Source organism: Bradyrhizobium ottawaense (genome assembly GCF_900099825.1).
GTDB classification, from domain to species: domain Bacteria; phylum Pseudomonadota; class Alphaproteobacteria; order Rhizobiales; family Xanthobacteraceae; genus Bradyrhizobium; species Bradyrhizobium ottawaense_A.
Window position 1 is genome coordinate 1527275 of sequence record NZ_LT629693.1, and the last position, 21080, is coordinate 1548354.

Below are 21080 nucleotides of genomic sequence, written 5' to 3' on the forward strand. Positions count from 1 at the left end.
CTTCCTCATGGTCGAACGACCGGCACAAACTGACTACCGGTTCAGTTTCTTGTTGCCGACCATGAAACCTCGCCCGCTTGCTGATGCAAGCGGAATTTTGTTCCGCGTAACGGAATTCGCCGATGACACCAACGTGCCGGTATTAGCTGCAATCCAGTTGCTGCTCGAACCAGTTTTGCAAGCCGGCCGAGAGCTGTGGCCACGCACGCTGGAAGCCAGAGAGTTTTCCGGCACTGGCGCGGAAGATTCCGCGCAGTTCCTGCTCGATCGCAGGGAGATCAACACCCAGGCAGCGGCCTTCGCTGACGATCAACCGACCGTCCACGACCACGTCGCGCACCAGCTGTGCATTGCCCCTGGCGAACAGGAGATCGATCGGGTCGACCGGCATGATGGCGTCGCGGTCGAGCCGGTCGAGATCGAGGGTGACAAAGTCGGCTGGCGCGCCGGATACCAACGCCCCGGTTCCGGGCGCGCCGGTCGCCTTGCGGCCGTTGGCGATGGCAAGGCCAAAGAATTCGGCAGGTGTCCAGGTCCGCTTGAAACCGAGACCGCCGTGCATCATCTGCACCAGCCGCATTTCGCGCAGCACGTCGTCGTCCTCGTCCAGCGCCAGGCCGTCGACGCCGACGGCAATGGCGCAGCCGCATTTGTGGGCTGCCGCGATAGGCGCGAGGCCGGAACGCAGATGCATGTTGGAACTGAAATTGGTGACGATACGCGCGCCGGAGGCCGCGATCATTTCGATCTCGTCCGGCCGGGCGTGAATGCCATGTGCCAAGGTCAGCCGTTCCGACAGGAAACCGATGTCGCGGAGATAGCGCACGATGCCGTCAGGAAAATTCGCATCGGCCCAGGCACGCTGATAGATGGTCTCCAGCAAATGCATGTGAATGCGCCGCCCGGTCAGCGCCGAATTCTCCGCCACCGCTTCGAGCAGCGGTTTGGAGCACCACTGCACGCCGGCGGGGCCGAGCTGCACGTCGACGTTCGGCCCGGCGATCGCGGCGGCAATCGCATCCGTGAGTTCGATATAGGCCATGGGCGACATCGGCGCGCGGACGAACAATTCCTCGATCGTCTTGCGGTCGTCGTTCGCGAGCTCCGACAAGACAGGCTCGCCGTCGCCATACACGACCGGATTCTGGTCGCGCACCGCAATCGCAAAGGCGATGCGGATACCGACATCGGACGCCGCGCGCGCGATCGCCCGGGCTTCCTCGACCAGCGGCATGGTGCCGCTCGGCCGCGTGTAATGCACCATCATCGCGGCGCACCCTGCCCGCGCCGAACGCGCCAGCGCGGAGGCCGCCGTCAGATAGGGATCGACGGGCGTGCCGAGCGCCGAGCGCAGGATCCAGCTTTCCAGGGGCATGCCGATCGCCCCGAACGACGATGCGGTCGCCCGCGCGTGGTCGTGGGCATTGACGAAGGCCGGAAGGACGAGGGAGCGCGGCCCGGGCGCTGATGGAGCTCCCTCGGAGATCGAAGTGATGATGCCGTTGTCGTACCGCAGCACGGCATTTTCGAGCAGGCCAAACTCGGGGCCGGAGAAGAGGCTGCTGGCGGTTACTTCTGTGGACATGACCGTGCGCCTTCTCCATCTGTCATTCCGGGGCGATGCGAAGCATCGAACCCGGAATCTCGAGATTCCGGGTTCGCTTCGCGCCCCGGAATGACGGGCTCACATCCCTCAATTCGCCGTATAGGTCAGCTCGCGCTCCGCGCGCGGCGGCAGGAACTCGCGCGAGAAGATTTCGGACGGCGCCGGGGTGCGGGCAAGCTGGTAGCCTTCGACGACGATACCGATGGCACGGGTCATGCGGTCGTCCTTGACGTCGCCGACGCCGATTTCCTTCATCTCGGGCGAGACGATCAGCTTGTCGAAGGAATATTGCAGGCGGCGTTTTTCGACATCGACGTTGATCTGGTTGTCGAAGTTCAGCGCCGCCTTGATCCCGGCGTTCTGATCCTTGGCGACCGCGATCATGCCCTTGTTGATGGCGCGGACCAGACCTGCCACGGCCTTGGGGTTGGACGCTATCAGCTTGCGCGACACCATCACGCCGTTGGAATAGAGATCCATGCCGTAGTCGCCGAACGAGAACCACTTGTAGTCCTTGTCGGGATCCTGGTTGTTCAGGACCAGGTTGAAATAGCTGGTGATGTTGAACACCAAAGCAGCGTCGATATCGCCCTTGATCAGCATCGGCTCCTGCAGGTTCGGCGCCATGTTGGACAACTTGATCTTCTCGCCTTCCAGCTTGTTCTTCTGCACGAACACCGGCAACAACCGCGTGGTCGGCGTGCCCTGTGCGCCGCCGAGCGTATGGCCTTCGAAATCCTTGATGGTGTTGATGCCGCTGCCGTTCTTGGTCACGATCGCGAATGGCGGCTGGTTCCAGACCATGTAGACCATGACCGGCGCATCTTCCGGCTTGGTCGAGGCATTCTGGATGATCGCGTTGACGTCGCCGAAGCCGGCGTCATAGGCACCCGACATGATATGCGTCACGGTCGCACCGGAGCCGTTGCCCTTGTCGATCACGACGTTGAGGCCCTCTTCCTTGAAGTAGCCGTTGTCCTTGGCGTAGAAGAACGCGGCGTCGCTGCCTTGCGTCGTCCACCCCAGCTTGAACTTGATCGTCGTGTCCTCGGCGCTCGCCGTGCCTACGAACAAAGCTACTCCCAACAGCGCGGCGCTTACTCTGGCTAACATGGTGACCTCCTCGACTGGGTTGGATGACGGTTGACGAAATCGTGGTTCAGGTGGCGATCAGATCGTTCTTGCGGGTGGCCCAACCGGTGACGCGCCCTTCGATCAGCGAGAAGATGACGTAGAGCGCGACGCCAAGCGCCGCGAGGACGAACAACGCGGCGAACACCAGCGGCACGTTGAAATTCGAAGACGCGGTCATCAGCACGTTGCCGATGCCGCTGTTCGAGGCGACGGTCTCCGACAGCACCGCGCCGACAAAGGCGTAGCTGACCGCGACCTTCAATGAGGCAAAAAAGAACGGCATGGTTCTGGGCAGACCGACATTCCAGAGGATGTCGAACTTGCTGGCGCCCAGCGCCTTGAGCACGTCCTCGAGTTCGGGTTCGGTGGTCGCGAGCCCGGTCGCGATGTTGACGACGATCGGGAAGAAGCAGATCGACAGCGCCGTCAGTATCGCCGGCACCGAGCCGGAGCCGAACCACAGCACGAAGATCGGCACCACGGCGACCTTCGGAATCGAGGAGAAGCCGACCAGCAGCGGATAGCAGGTGTCATAGGCGGTCTTGGAAACCCCGATCACGGCGCCGAGCAAGACACCGAGGCCGACGCCGAGCACGAATCCGATCATGGTGGTCGCCAGGGTCTGCAAAATGTGCGGCCACAGGATCGGGAATTTCTGGAACAGCGTCACGAACACCTGAGACGGACGCGGCAGCACCAGATCGGACATGTGGGTCACCACGCAGAACAGTTCCCACCCCACGAAAAACAGCACGATCAGCCCCGCCGAAAAGGCTTTTTGGCGATAATCGAGATCGGGCATCAGGCCGCTCCCTGTTTTGCAGCAGTTCTCGCATCGGTAATGAACGCGCGAAGTTTCTGGTTGAGTGCGACAAAATCCGGCTCGAACGTCCTCTCGACCGTGCGCGGCCGCTCGAAGGTGACCTGGCTGTCGTCGACGATGCGGCCAGGCCGCGCGCTCATCACACAGATGCGGCTGCCGAGGAACGCAGCCTCGCGCAGGTCATGGGTCACCAGCAGCACGGTCGGCTTGTGCGCCATCCAGAGGTCCTGAAGAATTGACCACAGTTCCTCGCGGGTGAACTGGTCGAGCGCGCCGAAGGGTTCGTCGAGCAGCAGCATGCGCGGCTCGTGAATCAGCGCCCGGCACAAATTGGCGCGCTGAAGCATGCCGCCGGAGAGTTGCCAGGGATAGCGGCTGCCGAACCCCTTGAGGCCGACCTGCTCCAGCAGCGCATTGGCCTTGTCGCGGAATTCGGTCTTGCGCAATTTTCTGAACTGGGAACGGAACGGCTCGACGATCTTGAGCGGCAGCATGATGTTCCGCTCGATCGTCATCCAGGGCAGCATGGTCGGATTCTGGAACGCCATGCCGACGCGCAGGGCACGCGCCGCGACTTCACGGCCGCCGACGATGACGACGCCTGATGTCGGTTGCACCAGGCCTGAGACCAGCCGCAGGATGGTCGACTTGCCGCAGCCGGACGGCCCGACCAGGGCGACGAACTCGCCATCGGCGATCCGCAGCGTCGTGCTTGAGAGCGCCGGCACCGCACGGTCGCCGCGGCCGAAGGTGACGGAGGCGTCCGACAGCTCGATCGCGATCGGTATGGCGGCAGACGAAACCGGCTCGCCGGAGAATTCCTGGTGTGGTTGCATGCGCATCATGATGAGAAGTGCATGCAAGCCGGATGCCAGCGAAACTTGCCTTGAAATTCAACGGGATCGCAAAAAGTGGCGCAACGCGCCGGATTCGTTTTGGGCAATCCGTGGCTCAAACTGCATGCAATTGAGGCGCTCAATTGTTGGCCAATTGTGATATCAGAGGCCCATTCGAAGCACTTCCTTTCAGGATTCGCCCGATGGCGCCTCGTCCGAGCAGCAAGACTGCGGAATCGTCCGACAAGGTCAGCGTGATCTGCCGTGCGCTTCGCCGCGCCATTATCGAGCAGGCGCTGGCGCCGGGCGCGAAATTGCCGGAGGATTCGCTGGGCGAACGCTTCGGCGTCAGCCGCACCATTGCCCGCCATGCGCTGGGGCAACTCGCGGCAGAGGGCCTGGTCGAGCTTCGCCGTAACCGGATTGCCGTGGTGGCGACGCCGAGCTGGCAGGAAGCCCGCGACGCCTTCGATATCCGCATCGAACTCGAACGCCTGGTGGTACGCCAGCTCGCCGGCAAGCTGACGAAAGCGCAGGTCGCCGAGCTCAATTCCCATGTCGATGCCGAGGATGGCGCCCGCGACGGCACCGATGCGGTTTCGATCCGGCTCGCAACCGAATTCCACATCCTGCTCGCCCATATGACGAACAGCCCCATTCTCGTGCGTTACGTCAGCGAAGTCGCCTATCGCTGCTGTCTCACTCTATCCTTGTACAGCCGCCCGCATTCCTCGGAATGCGCGATCAACGAGCACCGCGCGATCATCGCGGCGCTGGTCAAGGGCGACGAGAGCAAGGTGATGGGCCTGATGCACAGCCATCTGGATTCGGTGGCAACGAGAGCGCTGGTGGCCCCTACCCCACAGCGCGGCAGGGATTTGCTGGATATCCTGGCGCCTTACGCCGAAGACGGCGACAGCGGGCGGGTCGTGAAAATGCCGAAGGTGGTAAGGGCGCGCTAACCGTCATTGCGAGCGAAGCGAAGCAATCCATCTCACGGCGCAAAGAAAGAATGGATTGCTTCGTCGCTTCGCTCCTCGCAATGACGATGAGAGAGGCCTACGCCTCAATCCCCCGCTGCACCAGAATCCGCTCGGCGCTGTCGTTCCAGACATCCATCTTGACGATCTGGCCGCCTTTCACCACGAAGCGATCGACATAACGATTGCCCTCGAACGGCGTGCCGTCGATCCATTCGCCGTAGAGCGTGCCGATGCTGTAGACCACGGTCTCGTCCGCGCCCGGGCAGACGTCGAAGCGGTCCATCTGCTTCTTGACCCAGCGATAGCGCCGCGCATTGAAGCCGGTCGGCCCGCGCGGATGATCAAATTGCCGCCCGCCGGTAAAGGTGATCACGGTGCCCGGCTTCATATACGCCGCCGCCGCATCCGGATCGGGGATCATCGAGGCTGTCAGATAGGCTTCCACCACCTCGGCATCCGACAGGGTTTTGGTCTCGGCTTTAGCGGCAACGGACATGCTGGTTTCTCCCGGCGGCTTCTTCCAAAAGGTACGAAATACTACAATTGGCCCGCCAAATTGCATGCACATTTTTTGAACAGTTTGGCCTCCAAACTGCACACAATCTGGAGCTGCCTGTTCCCTGCCGTTCCGCTAGGCTCCAGCTTCCTCCAGCCCGCCCGAATCCATGAACGCGAAAACGGCCTTCGACCTGATCTTCCGCAATGCCCGGACGCGGACCTCGCCCACCCCGGTCGATATCGGCGTCTCCGGCGGCCGGATCGCGGCCATCGAACCAAAGCTCGCCTGCGAGGCTGTCGAGATCGAGCTCGGCGGCAAACTGGTGCTGCCTGGTTTCGTCGACACCCATATTCATCTGGACAAGGCTTGCCTGCTCGGCCGCTGCGGGCACGACCACTCGACCGTGGCCGAGGCCATCGCCGCGGTCGCGGCGATGAAGCGCGATTTCACCGTGGAAGACGTCTATGCCCGCGGCGCCCGCGTGATCGAGCGCGCCATCGTGCACGGCACCACGCGGATGCGTACCCATGTGGAGATCGACCCGCGCATCGCGCTGCGCGGCTTCGAGGCAGTGAAGGCCCTGAAGCGCGACTATGCCTGGGCCATTGACCTGTCGATCTGCGTGTTTCCGCAGGAAGGCCTGACCAACGATCCCGGCGCCGAGGAACTCTTGATCGCAGCGTTGCGCGACGGCGGCGACGCGATCGGCGGCTGTCCCTATATGGACACCGATCCGAACGCGCAGATCGAAAAACTGTTCGACCTGGCGCAACAGTTCGACGTCGATGTCGACCTGCACCTCGACTTCGACCTCGATCCGTCGTGGTGGCACATGGAAGAGGTCTGCCGGCAGACCGAGCGCCGCAACTATCACGGCCGCGTCGCGATCGGCCACGCCACCAAACTGTCGGCGCTGCCGCCTGAAAGCCTGAAGGCCGCGACGGCGCGGCTGGCGCAATCGGGCGTCGCCGTCACCGTGCTTCCGGCGACCGATCTCTACCTGATGGGACGCGACGCCACCCACAATGCGCCGCGCGGACTGACGGTGGCGCACAAGCTCGTCGAAAACGGCGTGCTGTGTTCAGTCGCGACCAACAACGTGCTCAATCCCTTCACGCCGTTCGGTGACGCGTCGCTGCTGCGGATGGCGAATTTCTACGCCAATGTCGCGCATGCCGGGATCAGCGAGTTCGACGCCTGTCTCGACCTCGTCACGGAGCTGCCCGCGCGCCTGATGAATTTGCGCGACTACGGCATCGCGCCGGGCAACCCGGCCGATCTCATCGTGCTCGATACCGACACTGGCGCCAACGCGATCGCGGAAATGCCTGACATGCTGATGGGCTTCAAGAACGGCCGCCAGGTTTTTGCGCGGCAACAGCCGACGCTGTTTCCGCCGCGGGCGTGATGAGTATTAGAGAGTCGTCATGCCCGGCCTTGTGCCGGGCATCCACGCCTTTCTTGCTGGAGTAAAGCAAGCACGTGGATGCCCGGGTCAAGCCCGGGCATGACGAGAAAGTGCATTGCCCCCGCCCGATTGACGCGCCCGCCGATCCCTGTTTGTTATCTGCCCAACACAACAACAAAATCGGGCAGGAAATCATGGCGAAGGCATCCCAGATAAGAAGCGTTGAAACGCTCGCTTGCGACGCCGGCTGGCGCAACTACCACTTCGTCAAGATCATGACCGAGGACGGCATCGTCGGCTGGAGCGAATATGACGAGGGCTTTGGCGCGCCCGGCGTGACGGCGGCGATCGAACGGCTCGCGGTGCGCGTGGTCGGCAAGAATGCATTCCAGCACGAGCGGATCTACGCGGAACTGTTTTCCGCGACGCGACCGGCCGCCGGCGGCGTGGTGGCGCTGGCGCTCGGCGCCATCGAGAACGCGCTGCTCGACGTCAAGGCCAAGGCGCTCGGCGTGCCCTGCTACGACCTGCTCGGCGGCAAGATCCGCGACAAAGTTCGCGTCTACTGGTCGCACTGCGCAACCTGGCGCATCAATCACCCCGACTGGTTCAAGCCCGCGATCACCGATCTCGACGGCGTCAAGGCAATCGGCCGCGAAGTACGCGAAAAGCGTTTTACCGCGATGAAGACCAACATCTTCGTCTACACCGATGGCAAGCCGCAGGGCTGGCGCCCCGGTTTCGGCGCGCCGTTCGAGCCCGAGATCAATGTCGACCGCGCGGTGCTGCGCAATCTCTGCATGCATCTGGAGGCAATCCGCGACGGTGCCGGCCCCGATGTCGACCTGCTGCTCGACCTCAACTTCAACGCCAAGACCGAGGGCTATCTCAAGATCCTGCGCGCCATCAAGGACATGGACATGTTCTGGGTCGAGATCGACACGTTTAACCCGCAGGCGCTGGGCTACATCCGGCGCCAGAGCCCGCATCCGATTTCATCCTGCGAGACGCTGCTGGGCTTGCGCGAATTCCTGCCCTACTTCAACGAACAGGCGATGGACGTCGCCATCATCGACACGCCGTGGAACGGGGTGTGGCAATCGATGAAGATCGCCGCCGCCGCCGAGCATTTCGAGGTCAACGTCGCGCCGCATAATTTCTACGGTCATCTCTGTACCATGATGAACGCGCATTTCTCCGCCGCGGTGCCGAACCTGCGCATCATGGAAACCGATATCGACCGGCTGGCGTGGGACCATGAATTGTTCACGCATGTGCCCGAAATCGTCGACGGTCACCTCATCATCCCGGACCGGCCGGGCTGGGGCACCGAACCCAACGAGGAAGGCCTGCGCGCCCATCCGCCGAAGAGCAAGGGCGGTCTGTTGAACTACGGGCAGAAGAAGTGATTCAACCTCGCCCCGCTCTTGCGGGGAGAGGGTCGGGGTGAGGGGTACAGGTCTCTCGATGGTCTCTGCTCGCTGAGAGATGCCCCTCACCCCGACCCTCTCCCCGCAAGAGCGGGGCGAGGGGGAAGAAAGAACACCGCCGATCAATTATCCCCGGGACTCGCCGCGAACGCGCTCTCAATTACGTCGCCGATCGGCTGCCAGGCGGTGCCGTCGAACTGCACCAGCCGCATCTGTTCGATGGGACGGAAGTCCGAAGGCCCGGTGTTGATCGCAATGCCCGGCAACGCGACCGGGCTCTGGTAGTTCTTCAGCGACGCCGCCTGCTTCATGATGTTCTCGCGCGACAGGTCGTCGCCGCACTGGGTCAGCACCTGCAACAGGGTTTCGGCCGCCGCATAGCCGAAAATGGCGTAGCCGTCGTCCTTGTCGCCGTCCGGGTAATATTTGTCCATGAAGGCGAGCCAGGTCTTGATGGCGGGGTCTTCCTTCCAGGTGACGTCGCCGATGTCCTTCAGGAACGAGGTCGAGATCACGCCGATGGCGTTCTCCAGTCCGGCCGGCCGCAGCGCGTTGGCGATCGAAGCCGCGGCATTGACCAGCAGCAGGACCGGATGCCAGCCGAGTTCGGCGGCGCGACGGATGGCACGCGCCGAGATCGGCGGCGCGCAGTTGAGCACCAGCACCTCGGCGCCGGACGCCTTGAGAATGTCGACCTGGGTATCGATCGACATGTCGGCCTCGATGGCAATATCCGCGACGATCTTGTTGGCGGTGACACCGAGGCCCTCCTGCAGTCCGCGGAACAGATCGCGGCCGAACTGGTCGTTCTGCCACAGCACGGCGATCTTGCTGTCCGCGTAGGAAGCCTGGATGTAATTGGCGTAGATCCGCCCCTCGGACCGGAACGTCGGCTGCCAGCCCATCGTCCAGGGAAACTTCTTCGGATGTGCCCACTCCTCGTCGCCGGACGCGACAAAGAGCTGAGGGATATTCTTCTCATTGAGATATTTTCGCGTCGCCAGATTGCCCGGCGTGCCGAACGAACCGAACATCAGCAGCACGTTCTGCTCCTCGACCAGGTTCCGTGTCTCTTCGAGTGCCGTCACCGGATTGGAGCTGTCGTCGCGGGAAATGAACGTGATCTTGCGTCCATTGATGCCGCCGCGCTCGTTGATCATGTTGAAATAGGCAGCCTCCGCCCTTCCGATCGCCGCAAACCCAGCCAGCGGCCCGGTATAGGGCATGATGTTGCCGATGCGGATTTCGGTGTCGGTGACACCGGCGGCCGCGGCCGGCGGCATGGCAAGCGCCAGGATCATGGCGACAACGGCAGACGTTCGTCCGGTTTCTCTTGTTATTTGCATCGACATGGCCTCGAACGCCAAGCTAGCAGGAGCTTGCGACGCCTGACCAGCAGGCGCGACGATAGCGCCGAAAATGCGGATGTTGAAATCAAATGTTGGGACTTAGCTACCATCGTAGGATGGTTGGAGCGAAGCGATACCCATCGCCGCGCGAGCGGTATTGATGGGTATCGCTTCGCTCCACCCATCTACATGTCACCGCAACGCAATATCCAGCCACCCCAGCGCATTCACCGTCACGCGGTCGCCGGTGTCGACCAGCACCGTCGTGGTCTCGGCCTCGATGATCGCGGGACCCACCAGAATATGGCCGGGCTTGAGATCGTCGAGCGCATAGACCGGCACCTCGCGCCAGCCGCCGAAGAAGGCCTGCCGTTGGCCACGCGGCGCGCAGACGCCGGACGACGGTGCGGGCCTGGTATCCTGCCCGCGTTGCGCGACTGCGCCGACGGCGGCGACGCGGGCGTTGACGAACACGACTTCCTGGCCGCGCGATGCGTAGGTGTAGAGCTCCTCATGCTTGACGTGAAAGCGGTCCTCGATTTGGTCGACGAGGTTTTCCGCATTCCAGTCCAGTCCATCCAGCGACACGTCGATCTCAAAAATCTGCTCGCCATAGCGCATCTCGGCGGAGCGCTCGATCGCGATCGGTCCATCGAACCATGACCGAAGGCGGCCGGCGGCCTGCTGCTCCAGCTCGGCAAACAGCGCGCGGACTTCGCCCGCGGTGATGCGCGGGCCGGCACCATAATGCGTGCGGCTGACTTCGTAGCGGAGATCGCTGGTCAGCATGCCCCAGGCCGACAGCACCGACGCCACCGTCGGCACGATGATGCGCTTGATCTCGAGTTCGCGCGCCACTTCGGCGGCGTGCAAACCTGCCGCGCCACCAAAGCTGAGCAGCGCGAATTTCCGGGGGTCGACACCGCGGCGCAAGGTCATCAGGCGGATGCCGTCGGCCATCTTCAGGTTGATCATGCGGTAGATGCCGGCGGCGGCTTCCTGCCGCGACAGTTCCAGCGCCGCGGCGACACGATCGATCGCGGCTTCCGACGCCGCGCGATCCAGCGGACGTTTGCCGCCCATGAAGGCGGCGGCATCGAGATAGCCGAGCACGACATTGGCGTCGGTGACGGTGGCAGCCAATCCACCGTTGCCGTAACAGGCCGGGCCCGGCACCGAGCCCGCGCTTTCAGGACCCACGCGCAAGGTGCGGCCGGCATCGACGCTGGCGATCGAGCCGCCGCCGGCCGCGATGCTGGCGATATCGAGGCTGCGCAGCGCGATGCGCTGGCCGGCGAGCATGCCGTCGGCGGACAGCGACGCCTGCCCGCCCGAGATCAGCGAAATGTCGGTGCTGGTGCCGCCCATGTCGAACGGCACCAGATCGGGAATCCCGACCAGCTCCGCACAGCGCCGGCCGCCGGACATGCCGCCGGCCGGTCCCGACAGCACGGTGCCCGCAGCCAGCCGCGAGGCTTCCTCGACCGGCGCCATGCCGCCATGCGACAGCACCACGAACAGCGAGCCCTTGAAGCCGGCTTCGGTCAGGCGCGCTTCGAGATTGGTGAGATAACGTCGCACGATCGGTTCGACGTAGGCGTTCACGATCGTGGTCGAGACGCGCTCATATTCCTTGATCTGCGGCAGCACGTCGCTGGAGCGCGATACACCGATGCCGGGCAGCGCTTGCGCCAGCCGTTTGACCGCGGCGGATTCGTGCTCAGAATTGATGTAGGCGTGCAGAAAACACACCGCGACCGAGGTCACGCCGGATTTTTTGATGCCGGCAATGGCATTGTCGAGCGAGCGCGAGTCCAGCGGAATCGAAACCTCGCCGTTCGCCCTCAGCCGTTCACGAATGCCGAAGCGCAATTCGCGCGGCACCAGCGGCTCCGGCGGCGGCGAACGCAGATCGTAGCGGTCGGGCTTGAGGCCTTCGCGCATTTCGATGACGTCGCGATGGCCTTCGGTGGTGAGCAGCGCGACCCTGGCGCCCTTGCGCTCCAATAGCGCATTGGTCGCCACCGTCGTTCCGTGAACCAGCCGGTCGGTCGCCGCCAGCATGTCCACGCGCGTGACGTTCAGACGCCGCGCCAGTTCTTCCAGCCCCGCCATCACGCCGATCGATTGATCTGATGGTGTGGATGGTGATTTTGCGAATACGGTCCGTCCGGTTTCATCCGTGGCCACCAGATCGGTGTAGGTGCCGCCGACGTCAACGCCAATCCTGTACATGGTTAGCTACGCTGCTCCGCCGGAACGTCAACAAGGCCCTGTTCGCGATCGCGCTGCCGCGCTTCTGCTGACCGCTTCGACGGCGGCCCCCAGCCGCCACCGCCGGAGGAACGGATTTCGAGACAATCGCCCGGACGCAACTCGATGCCGACTTCCTTGGTGCGCAGCACGCGGGGCTCGCGGCCCTCGGACAACAGGCGATAGTGATGCGGCTTGCCGTCCTCGCCGCCGAGCATGCCGCAGGGACCATGGCGCGCGCCGTCGCCGGCGGTGTTGCCCCTCGCCGGCTTTTCGGTCTCCAGCACCAGATCGAGCGACACGCCGAGACCGCCGCGAAACTGGCCGTCGCCGCCGGAGCCGTCGCGGAATTCATGCTGACGGAAATGCAGCGGAAAGCGCGTTTCCGCGACCTCGATGCTGCCGAATTTCAGGCCGCCGACCGAGTGCCACTCGCCGATCGACGACCAGCCATCGCCGCCCGACGACGCGCCGCCGCCGGGGCGGGCCTGGAACAGATGCCAGATGAAGTTCTTGCCGGTGCGCGGGTCCTCGCCCTGGATTGCGATCCGGAACCGGCGGCTCCAGCCCGCCATCGCCCGTTCCGGACAGGACGCCGACATCGCTTTGACGATCGCCTCGACGATCTCGTTGGAGGGATGGCTGGTACACAGCGTCACCGGCCGGCCGGGATCGGCCCAGACGATGGTGCCCTGTTTGGCGATCACCTTGAGCGGACGCAGCGCGCCGGTGTTCTTCGGGATTTCGGCGTCGATCAGATAGGCAAAGGCCATCGCGACCGCGGCCTGCATGTTGGCATGCGAGGAATTGACGAAGCTGGTCGACTGCGGATCGGACTCCGACAGATCGACCTCGATGTCGCTGCCCTTCTTGGTCACTTTCGCCGCGATACGAATATCGCTGCGACCATGGCCGTCATCGTCGAGAAACGCCTCGCCGTGGAATACGCCGTCTTTCCAGGTCGAGACCACGGCGCGGGTCTGCTGCTCGGTCGCATCCAGAATGGATTCGACCGCGGCTTCGACGACCGGCGCACCGAATTCGTTGAACAATTTTGATACACGCCGCTCGCCCAACTGCGCGGCTCCCAGCATCGCCGCGAGGTCGCCGCGAAATTCGCGGGGGTTACGGACGTTGAGCGCGAGCATGTCGAGCAGGTCGTCGCGCGGCTTGCCCGCCTCGTGGAGTTTGATCGGCGGAATGCGCAGGCCTTCCTGAAAGATTTCGGTGGCCGCGGGATTATAGGCGCCGTGGGTGCCGCCGCCGATATCGCTCTGATGCGCGCGCACGATGGTCCAGAGCAACCGCCGGTCGCCGGAGAATACCGGCACGAAGACGGTGAGGTCAGGCAGATGGCTGCCGCCATGATAGGGATCGTTGAGCAGGATGACGTCGCCGGGCTTGACGTCCTTGAATCGTTCCTCGACCGCGATCGTCGCCCACGGCAGCGCGCCGACGTGAACCGGAAGGTGGTCGGCCTGCGCGATCAGGCGGGCTTCGGTGTCGCAGATCGCCAGCGAGAAATCGCGGCTGGAATTCAGGATCTGCGAATAGGAGGTGCGAAGCATCGCCTCGCCCATCTCTTTGACGATCGAACTGAGCCGATGCTGGACGACGGAGCGCGTGATGGGATCGATCTTGGCAGACATTGTACCCGTTTCTTGTTGTCGCTCAGAGTGCTGCAACTTCCTTCAGCGCGCCCGATGCCGCCTCGATGATCGCATGGATATCGCCGTCCGTCATCGGGGTCGACAATGCCATCAATCCATAGCCGGCCGCCAGCACGCCACGATTGAGCAAGCCGCGGTTGAAAACCGCCTGGCGCTTGCCCTCCTCCTCGGTCAGATACGCCGAGCGGTAGTCGCGGATCGGCCGGTCGGCGAAGTGAATCTTCAGGAGCGAACCGAGCCCGACGGTGCGGCCGGGAACGCCGTGGCGGCGAAACGCCGCATCGATGCCGGAGCGAACCGCCTCACCCATCGCGTCGAGCCGCGCGAACGCCGCGTCGTCCAACAGCTCCATCGCGGCGATACCGGCCCGCATCGTCACCGGGTTGGCGGAGAACGTGCCGCCATGCGGCAATGCCGGCTTGCCCTGCCGCGGGTCGAACACCGCCATGAATTCCTTGTGGCCGCCAATCGCGCCGACCGGAAAACCGCCGCCGATGATCTTGCCGAGCGTGGTCAAATCCGGATCGATATTCCACAACCCCTGCGCGCCGCGAAAGCCTAAGCGAAACGTGATGACCTCGTCGAAGATCAGGAGCGCGCCGACCTCGCGCGTGACTTTGCGCAGCGCGTCCAGATAGGCCTGATCGGCCGGCGCCAGACCGGCGCGGTTCGGCATGGGATCGACCAGCACGCAGGCAAGTTCAGGTCCGTGCTCGCGGATCAGGCTGACGGCCGCTTCCGCGTCGTTGAAGGGAATGGTGATGACGTCGGCGAGCACGTTGTCGGGCGTGCCCTTGGCGTAGGCGACCGACACCGGTGCGTTGCGGCCCCAGGCTTCCGGCGTGGGATCGAGGCTCACTTCGGCATAGTCATAGGAACCGTGATAGGCACCTTCGCATTTGGCGATCTTCGGCCGGCCGGTATGCGCCCGCGCAGCCTTCAGCGCCATCATCACGGCCTCGGTGCCGGAATTCGCAAAGCGCACCTGGTCGACCGACGGCAAGCGCGCCGCCAGCAGTTCGGCGAGATCGACTTCGGATTCGGTCGGCAGGCCGAACGCCGATCCTATCGCAAGCTGGGTCGTCGCGGCCTTGATCAGCGCGGGATGGGCGTGGCCGTGGATCTGCGAGGTGAAATTGTTGATGCAGTCGATATAGACGTTGCCGTCGAGGTCCCAGACCCGGCAGCCCTCGCCGCGCGCGGCATAGATCGGATACGGCTTCATGAACACGGTGGTGCGGGTATTGCCGCCGGGCAGGCTCGCCAGCGCGCGGTCGTACATTTTTTGCGACGAGGAATTTGGATCCGGGTACATGCGGCTTCCTGTGAACTGGGCCCAATCCTTATAGCGGCTGGATTTTTGCCCGCAAATCGCCGCCTCTTCGGAAGCCCTTCCGCGTGCTCCACACGGCAGAGGCCCAATGGCTCACGTTTACGTGTCCGGAACCGCTCAAAAAAATCCAGCGGCCGACGGAATAGAACCCGACGCCACGCGTCACCACCCATGCAAGCGTTCAACGAACCAGTTCAAACCTCAGGATACCGCAACAATGCTGCCATTTTTCAAACCAGGCCTGCGAATGGCGCTGTTCGGCGCGCGTCTCCTCGTCGCCTTCGCCGCACCGTCTCTGGTGTTTTCGGCGTTTGCGCATGAAACCCATCCGGCTGCCCAAAAGGCCGCCAGCCCAGATGAAAGCGCGTTTCTCGCCGAGAACGATGCGGCGATGACGAAAATGATGAACGACATGGCGGCGAAGCCAAGCGGCGACATCGATCGCGATTTCGTCGCCATGATGGCCCCGCACCATCAGGGCGCCATCGACATGGCCGTGATCGAATTGCGCTACGGCAAGAACGAGCAATTGCGGCGCATCGCGCAGGAAATCATCGTCAGCCAGTTGCAGGAGATCGCGGCGATGAAGCTTGCGATCGGCGAGCAAGTCGTGCCTTCCGCTCCCGCGCCAACGCAACCGGACAAGGCCCCGGTTTCGGAGCCGGCGGCGCACGATCACATGAATCACATGAACATGACCCACGGAACGAAGAACTAGGAGCTACACATGCGCTATCCGATTTTGAAAAGCAGCCTGTTGGCCTGCACGATCATCGCGACATCGGCAGCAGCCTGGGCGGGACAGGCGCCCGGCGCCGCGGCCTCCCCCGAAATCCCGATCAGCCATCAAGACCGCGTCTACGCGGCAGAGCAATTTTCGAACACGGTGTCGGTCACCGACCCCGTCGACAACAAGTTGCTCGGCGTGATCCGGCTCGGCGATCCGCAGCCCGGCAATTTCAGCCCGCTCTACAAGGGCCAGGTACTGGTGCACGGCATGGGCTACTCGCCCGATCACAAGACGCTTGCCATCGTCTCGATCGGGTCGAACTCGGTGAGCTTCATCGACACCGCGACCAACACTGTGAAGCACGTCACCTATGTCGGCCGCTCGCCGCACGAGGCGTTCTTCACGCCCGATGGCAAAGAGGTCTGGATCACCGTGCGCGGCGAGAATTACATCTCGGTCATCGATGCCGCGAGCTTTGCCGAGAAGACGCGTATCGAGGTGCCGGCCGGTCCGGGCATGCAGATCTTCTCGCCCGACGGCAAATACGGCTACATCTGCTCTTCCTTCAATCCGGAGACCGTGGTGGTCTCCGTCGCCGACCATGCCATCGTCGCGCGCGTCAAGCAGGAGAGCCCATTCTGTCCGAACATCGCCGCCACACCCGACGGCGAGCAGGTGTGGTTCACGCTGAAGGACGTCGGCAAGACCCAGGTGTTCAACGCCAAGCCGCCGTTCAATCCGATCAAGACCATCGACACCGGGCCGATCACCAACCACGTCAACTTCGCGCGCACGCCGAAGGGAACGTTCGCCTATGTCACGATCGGCGGCACCAACGAGATCAAGGTGTTTCGCACCGATGATTTCTCGTTAATTGCGACCATTCCAGTCGGCAGCCTTCCGCACGGCATCTGGCCGTCCGGTGACGGCACGCGGGTCTATGTCGGCCTCGAAAACGCCGACGCGCTGGCGGCGATCGATACCGCGACCAACAAGGTGATTGCCAACATCCCGATCGGACAGGCGCCGCAGGCGATCGCCTACGTCCCCAACGCAGCGCCCAATCCGGATGACCGCCAGAACCTGCAACCCCTCGGTGTCGCCGGCCAGGTCGCGCACCTCTCCCTCGGGGCAAAGACGGAACCCAAGAACGGTCAGCCGCCGACCAGCGTCTCGCTGTTCGACCAGGGCCTGATTCAGGTGCTGCAGGCCTCGGTGACCGGCCTGCAGCCGAAGCAGCGCTATGTGCTGGCGCTGGCCGATCATGCCGACGGCACTGGGGCATTACAGCCGCTCGCCGCCTTCATGACCAATCCGGCGGGCTCAGCAATCGTCAACGCGGTTGGACCGATCCGGCAGATCGTCCAGAATTCCGCCACAGCCGAGCGGCGATATCTGGTCATCGCCCCCGGCGAGCCCGCTAAATTCGGGGAAGCCGTGCAGGTCCAGACTCCATGAGCGACATGCTGCGCCAGATCGAGCCGGTGATTCCAGCGTTGCGCCGCTACGCGCGTGCGCTGGCGCGCAACCACGCCGCCGCGGACGATCTGGTGCAGGATTGCCTGGAGCGGGCAGTCGGCCACTGGAACCAGCGGCGCGAAGGCGATCCGCGTCCATGGCTGTTCACGATCCTGCACAATCTGGCGGTCAACCAATTCCGCCGGACAAAGACACGCGGCAAGCACATTGCCATCGACGAGGCCAACGAGGATGATTTCGGACAGGATGCCGTGCAGGAGCAGAAACTGATGTATCAGGATGTCTTGGAGAGGCTGGCGCGGCTGCCGGAAGACCAGCGCGCGGTGCTGCTCCTGGTCGCGGTGGAAGACCTGTCCTATGCCGACGCCGCCAAGGTACTCGATATTCCCGTCGGCACCGTGATGTCGCGCCTGTCGCGGGCGCGCGAAAGATTGCAGCATGAAATCGAAGGGACCGCGGACGGCGCGCCGAAAAACGTGGTGCAGTTGCGGAGCATGAAATGACCAATCGGCCCATCACGGAAGACGATCTCCACGCCTATGTGGACGGCGTTCTGGAATCAGAGCGGCAGGCGGAAATCGCCACCTATCTCGAAGGCCATCCCGATGTCGCCAAGCGCATCGCCGGCTTCGCCGATCAGCGCGAGTTGTTGCGCAAGGCACTGGCGCCGATCGCCGACGAGCCTTTGCCGCCGCAACTCAATCTGTCGCGGATCATCGAAGGCCGGCAGCGACGGCGTTTGCCGTTCGGCTGGGCGGTCGCTGCCATGCTGATGTTGAGCATCGGCGGTCTCAGCGGCTGGGTGATGCGTGGCGCGGTACAGGATTCGTCCGGCGGCCTTGCCGCCCTCGCACAGGAAGCGGCCTACTCCTATCAGGTCTATGCGCCGGATCACGTCCGGCCGGTCGAGATGCGGGCGACCGATAGCGCCCAACTGGTGCAGTGGGTTTCCAATCGCCTGCATCAGCCGGTGAAACTGCCGGACCTGACCACGTCGGGCTATCGCCTGATGGGAGGCCGTCTGATCGCGACCTCGCATGGTCCGGCAGCCATGTTCATGTACGATGACGATCACGGCGACCGGCTGGTGATGTTGACGCGTCCGATGCAATCGGATCAGAGCGCGCCGATGGCCTCGCATTCGCAAGATGATGTCGCGGGCTTTGCCTGGGCGGATGGCGGGATGGGCTACAGCCTGGTGGGACAGGTCGCCGCCGAATCCCTCAAGCCGATCGCCAACGAGGTGCGCCGGCAGGCGCGTACGATCTAGGACGAACGCGTGTAGATCAGGAAGATCACGGTGCCGATGAACAGCGTCGCCGCCATGTACAACAGCACGGCGGGCAAGCCATAGACCGCGGCGACCACGCCGGTGCTCGATTGCATCAGCGCGGCGCCGAGGAAGAACGCCAGGTTGATCGCGGACAGCGCCTTGCCGGTGTTCTGCGCGTCCACCATCTGCCGCGTCATGCCGTACAATAGCGGCTGTGCCGATACCGCGATGCCGATCAGCACGAACAGCACGGCGTCATATTGCGCCGGCATCACCGCCACCCCGAACAGGTCCGAGACCGGAAAATGCGGCGCGCCGGCCGCCATCAGCACCAGCGTCAGCACGGCGACCAGATGCGCCACCGCCAGTACCTCGCGGCGATGGCCGACATTGCGGTCGAGAATGCCGATCAGCAGGGGTCCGACGATCAGCGCCAGCGTGAACAGGCCGAGCTCGTTGCCGGCTTCGATCCGGCTCAGCCCCTTGATCTCCATCAGCCACGGCCCGCCCCACAATCCCCGCAGCACCAGCGAGGCGGCCAGCGAGACCAGCGCCACCGCGATCAGGCCGCGCAACTGGCGCGACAGGCCGAGCCGGATTACTTCGGTCATTTGCGTAAGCGGCGAAGACCGGTCGGCATGGGCGGCCTGCTGTCGCGGCACCAGCGCGAACACGGCGAGCGCCACCACGACGCCGAAACCGGCCGAGATCCAGAACCCCGCCCGCCATCCCCAATGGTCGACCACGAAAGCCAGCGGGCTCGACGACAGCAGCATGCCGATATTGCCGATCGACAGGATCACGCCGGACCACAGGCCGAAGCGCGTCGCCGACATGTTCTTCGCCGCCAGCGTCATCGGGCACATCAGCATGCCCGACGTGGCGACCCCGAGCAGGAATTGTCCGAACAGAAAGCTCTCCGGCCCGGTTGCGAGTCCGGAGGCCAGCGCACCGACGACGGTTCCCATCAGCAGGCTCAGCGACACCGGACGGACGCCGAGGCGATCCATCGCGGCGCCGACCGGAATCTGCGAGGCGGCAAAGGCGAAATGATAGATCGAGGTCAGGCTGGCGAGCTTCTGCGGCGAGGTGCCGAAATCGGCGGCCATCACGTCGAGGCTGATCGCCGGAATCGTCCGCAGCAGGGTCGACAGCATGTGCCCGCAGGCCAGCGCCAGCAGCGCAAAAACCAGCGCGCGAAAATTACCGCTCGTGTCGTCGGCTTTGGCGCCGTCCATGATCCGTGTCGTCCCGTTTCCGGGGCGGCGTATCATCAAAGCGAGGGGAATGCGAATCGCGGTGTCATCTCGCCCCGCGCGCGGGGGCGAGATGGATCACATCAATCGCGCTCAGTTCCTGTGGAACACCAGCGTCCGCAGCTCGATGCTTTCGCGCGGCGGCGCATCGGCAGGCGTCGTCGGATCGACGAAGGCCGTGTGCGGCCCGAACCGGGTGCGGCCATCGGCTGCGGAATCGTAACACTTGAGCAGCAGCGCCTCGTCAGTCGTCATCTCGGGAATGTAGAACCAGCGATGACCGGGATTGTATTTCACCGAATAGGTCTCGCCGCGCCGGTTCGGATAGATCAGGTCGGAAGCGACGAGATCGCCTGGGGCTAAGGTTTGACCGTCCAGCATCGCAAGCGGTGCATCGCGCAGCGGTCCGCGGATCGGCCGCCACAGATTGATGACCTGCACCCGCCCCTTCAAAAGCTCCTCGGCCTCGTCAGGCAGATGTTCGCGAACGCGATTCGGCCCCGACGCGTCGGTCTGATCGACATGGACCCTTGTCGCCGGCTGCCGCGGCCCTGCGCCACGAACGTCGGCACTGCCCTCCACCCGCTTGCGGACGGTATGGTCGAAGATCAAGACCCTGTCAGCCTTCAGCGTCGCCTTGAGGAAGGCTTCGACGGCGGGATAGTAGACGCCGGTAACCTCCTTATCGTCATAGAAATTCCTGACGGCGGTCGGGTGCCGCACCAGGGCGAAGCCCTCGCGGTCGAGCGTAATGCCATCAGCGATCGGGCGCGCATCGAAAATCGGAAGCCGGTGGGATTCGGGCAACGCCGTGGACTTCGGTTCGCCCGGCGGCGGATCGAAGGCGTAGGTTCTTGGCTTATCCGGAGTTGGCACGAGATAGTTGAGTTCGGCGGTAACGAACGGCAGCGACTCGATTTTTGCTTGTTGAAGGCCCATGGCAATCTCCTGGACTCTATTGTTGGTTGATCTCATTTTGGCCGTCCCGCTCCGCCCGGCAAGCCTGCTGCAAAAATAG

At 63.7% G+C, this 21080-nt stretch carries 18 protein-coding genes; 7 read left to right on the forward strand and 11 right to left on the reverse strand.

The window, feature by feature from the left end:
* Positions 1 to 142: 142 nt before the first annotated feature.
* From BLR13_RS07160 to BLR13_RS07175, 4 genes are all read right to left on the reverse strand, one after another.
* The gene (locus BLR13_RS07160) at positions 143 to 1585 is read right to left on the reverse strand and encodes an amidohydrolase family protein (protein WP_074825948.1); all 1443 of its coding nucleotides are present in this window, start codon (positions 1583 to 1585) and stop codon (positions 143 to 145) included.
* Between the two features lie 108 nt (positions 1586 to 1693).
* Entirely contained in the window at positions 1694 to 2719 is a 1026-nt protein-coding gene (locus tag BLR13_RS07165) for an ABC transporter substrate-binding protein (RefSeq protein WP_074825945.1), read from the reverse strand.
* 46 nt (positions 2720 to 2765) lie between these two features.
* Positions 2766 to 3542, reverse strand: a complete 777-nt coding sequence (locus tag BLR13_RS07170; protein ID WP_074825941.1) for an ABC transporter permease — start codon at positions 3540 to 3542, stop codon at positions 2766 to 2768.
* Positions 3542 to 4405 (reverse strand): ABC transporter ATP-binding protein, encoded by an 864-nt coding sequence (locus tag BLR13_RS07175; protein ID WP_074831813.1) that lies wholly within the window; start codon positions 4403 to 4405, stop codon positions 3542 to 3544. Before BLR13_RS07175 ends, BLR13_RS07170 begins: the two co-directional genes overlap by 1 nt.
* Positions 4406 to 4602: 197 nt before the next feature.
* Here BLR13_RS07175 and BLR13_RS07180 point away from each other — a divergent pair, with 197 nt between their 5' ends.
* On the forward strand, positions 4603 to 5361 hold the full coding sequence (locus tag BLR13_RS07180) for a GntR family transcriptional regulator (protein WP_074825938.1): 759 nt from the start codon (positions 4603 to 4605) through the stop codon (positions 5359 to 5361).
* A 97-nt stretch (positions 5362 to 5458) separates the two neighbouring features.
* Here the strand turns inward: BLR13_RS07180 and BLR13_RS07185 are convergent, their stop codons facing one another.
* On the reverse strand, positions 5459 to 5878 hold the full coding sequence (locus BLR13_RS07185; RefSeq protein WP_074825935.1) for a hypothetical protein: 420 nt from the start codon (positions 5876 to 5878) through the stop codon (positions 5459 to 5461).
* Positions 5879 to 6047: 169 nt separating this feature from the next.
* Between BLR13_RS07185 and BLR13_RS07190 the strand changes: the two genes are divergently transcribed.
* Together BLR13_RS07190 and BLR13_RS07195 are read left to right on the forward strand one after the other, a co-directional pair.
* Positions 6048 to 7289, forward strand: a complete 1242-nt coding sequence (locus tag BLR13_RS07190) for an amidohydrolase family protein (protein ID WP_074825932.1) — start codon at positions 6048 to 6050, stop codon at positions 7287 to 7289.
* A 194-nt stretch (positions 7290 to 7483) separates the two neighbouring features.
* A complete protein-coding gene (locus BLR13_RS07195) occupies positions 7484 to 8698 on the forward strand; it encodes a mandelate racemase/muconate lactonizing enzyme family protein (RefSeq protein ID WP_074825930.1) in 1215 nt (404 codons plus the stop codon).
* A gap of 143 nt (positions 8699 to 8841) precedes the next feature.
* On the opposite strand, the gene BLR13_RS07200 is transcribed toward BLR13_RS07195, so the two are convergent.
* The 4 genes from BLR13_RS07200 to BLR13_RS07215 form a co-directional block, all read right to left on the reverse strand.
* Positions 8842 to 10065, reverse strand: a complete 1224-nt coding sequence (locus BLR13_RS07200) for an ABC transporter substrate-binding protein (protein ID WP_091977439.1) — start codon at positions 10063 to 10065, stop codon at positions 8842 to 8844.
* 195 nt (positions 10066 to 10260) lie between these two features.
* Positions 10261 to 12303: a hydantoinase/oxoprolinase family protein gene (locus tag BLR13_RS07205; protein WP_074825929.1), complete on the reverse strand. Its 2043-nt coding sequence runs from the start codon at positions 12301 to 12303 to the stop codon at positions 10261 to 10263.
* 2 nt (positions 12304 to 12305) lie between these two features.
* Positions 12306 to 13970, reverse strand: coding sequence for a hydantoinase B/oxoprolinase family protein (locus BLR13_RS07210; protein WP_074825928.1), 1665 nt, complete (start codon positions 13968 to 13970; stop codon positions 12306 to 12308).
* A 22-nt stretch (positions 13971 to 13992) separates the two neighbouring features.
* Positions 13993 to 15306 carry an aspartate aminotransferase family protein gene (locus tag BLR13_RS07215; RefSeq protein WP_074825926.1) on the reverse strand — a complete coding sequence of 438 codons (1314 nt, stop codon included), beginning with the start codon at positions 15304 to 15306 and terminating at the stop codon, positions 13993 to 13995.
* 235 nt (positions 15307 to 15541) lie between these two features.
* Between BLR13_RS07215 and BLR13_RS07220 the strand changes: the two genes are divergently transcribed.
* Genes BLR13_RS07220 through BLR13_RS07235 form a run of 4 tightly spaced genes read left to right on the forward strand, consistent with a single transcriptional unit; the run spans position 15542 to position 18803 of the window.
* Entirely contained in the window at positions 15542 to 16042 is a 501-nt protein-coding gene (locus tag BLR13_RS07220; protein WP_074825924.1) for a DUF305 domain-containing protein, read from the forward strand.
* 9 nt (positions 16043 to 16051) lie between these two features.
* Positions 16052 to 17512: a YncE family protein gene (locus tag BLR13_RS07225; RefSeq protein WP_074825922.1), complete on the forward strand. Its 1461-nt coding sequence runs from the start codon at positions 16052 to 16054 to the stop codon at positions 17510 to 17512.
* Positions 17509 to 18036: an RNA polymerase sigma factor gene (locus tag BLR13_RS07230; RefSeq protein WP_074825920.1), complete on the forward strand. Its 528-nt coding sequence runs from the start codon at positions 17509 to 17511 to the stop codon at positions 18034 to 18036. The genes BLR13_RS07225 and BLR13_RS07230 overlap by 4 nt, the downstream gene beginning before the upstream one ends.
* Positions 18033 to 18803, forward strand: coding sequence for an anti-sigma factor family protein (locus BLR13_RS07235; RefSeq protein WP_074825919.1), 771 nt, complete (start codon positions 18033 to 18035; stop codon positions 18801 to 18803). Before BLR13_RS07230 ends, BLR13_RS07235 begins: the two co-directional genes overlap by 4 nt.
* Here the strand turns inward: BLR13_RS07235 and BLR13_RS07240 are convergent.
* On the reverse strand, positions 18800 to 20044 hold the full coding sequence (locus BLR13_RS07240) for an MFS transporter (RefSeq protein WP_074825917.1): 1245 nt from the start codon (positions 20042 to 20044) through the stop codon (positions 18800 to 18802). The genes BLR13_RS07235 and BLR13_RS07240 overlap by 4 nt on opposite strands.
* 111 nt (positions 20045 to 20155) lie before the next feature.
* On the reverse strand, positions 20156 to 21001 hold the full coding sequence (locus BLR13_RS07245; RefSeq protein WP_074825915.1) for a CmcJ/NvfI family oxidoreductase: 846 nt from the start codon (positions 20999 to 21001) through the stop codon (positions 20156 to 20158).
* Positions 21002 to 21080 lie beyond the last annotated feature (79 nt).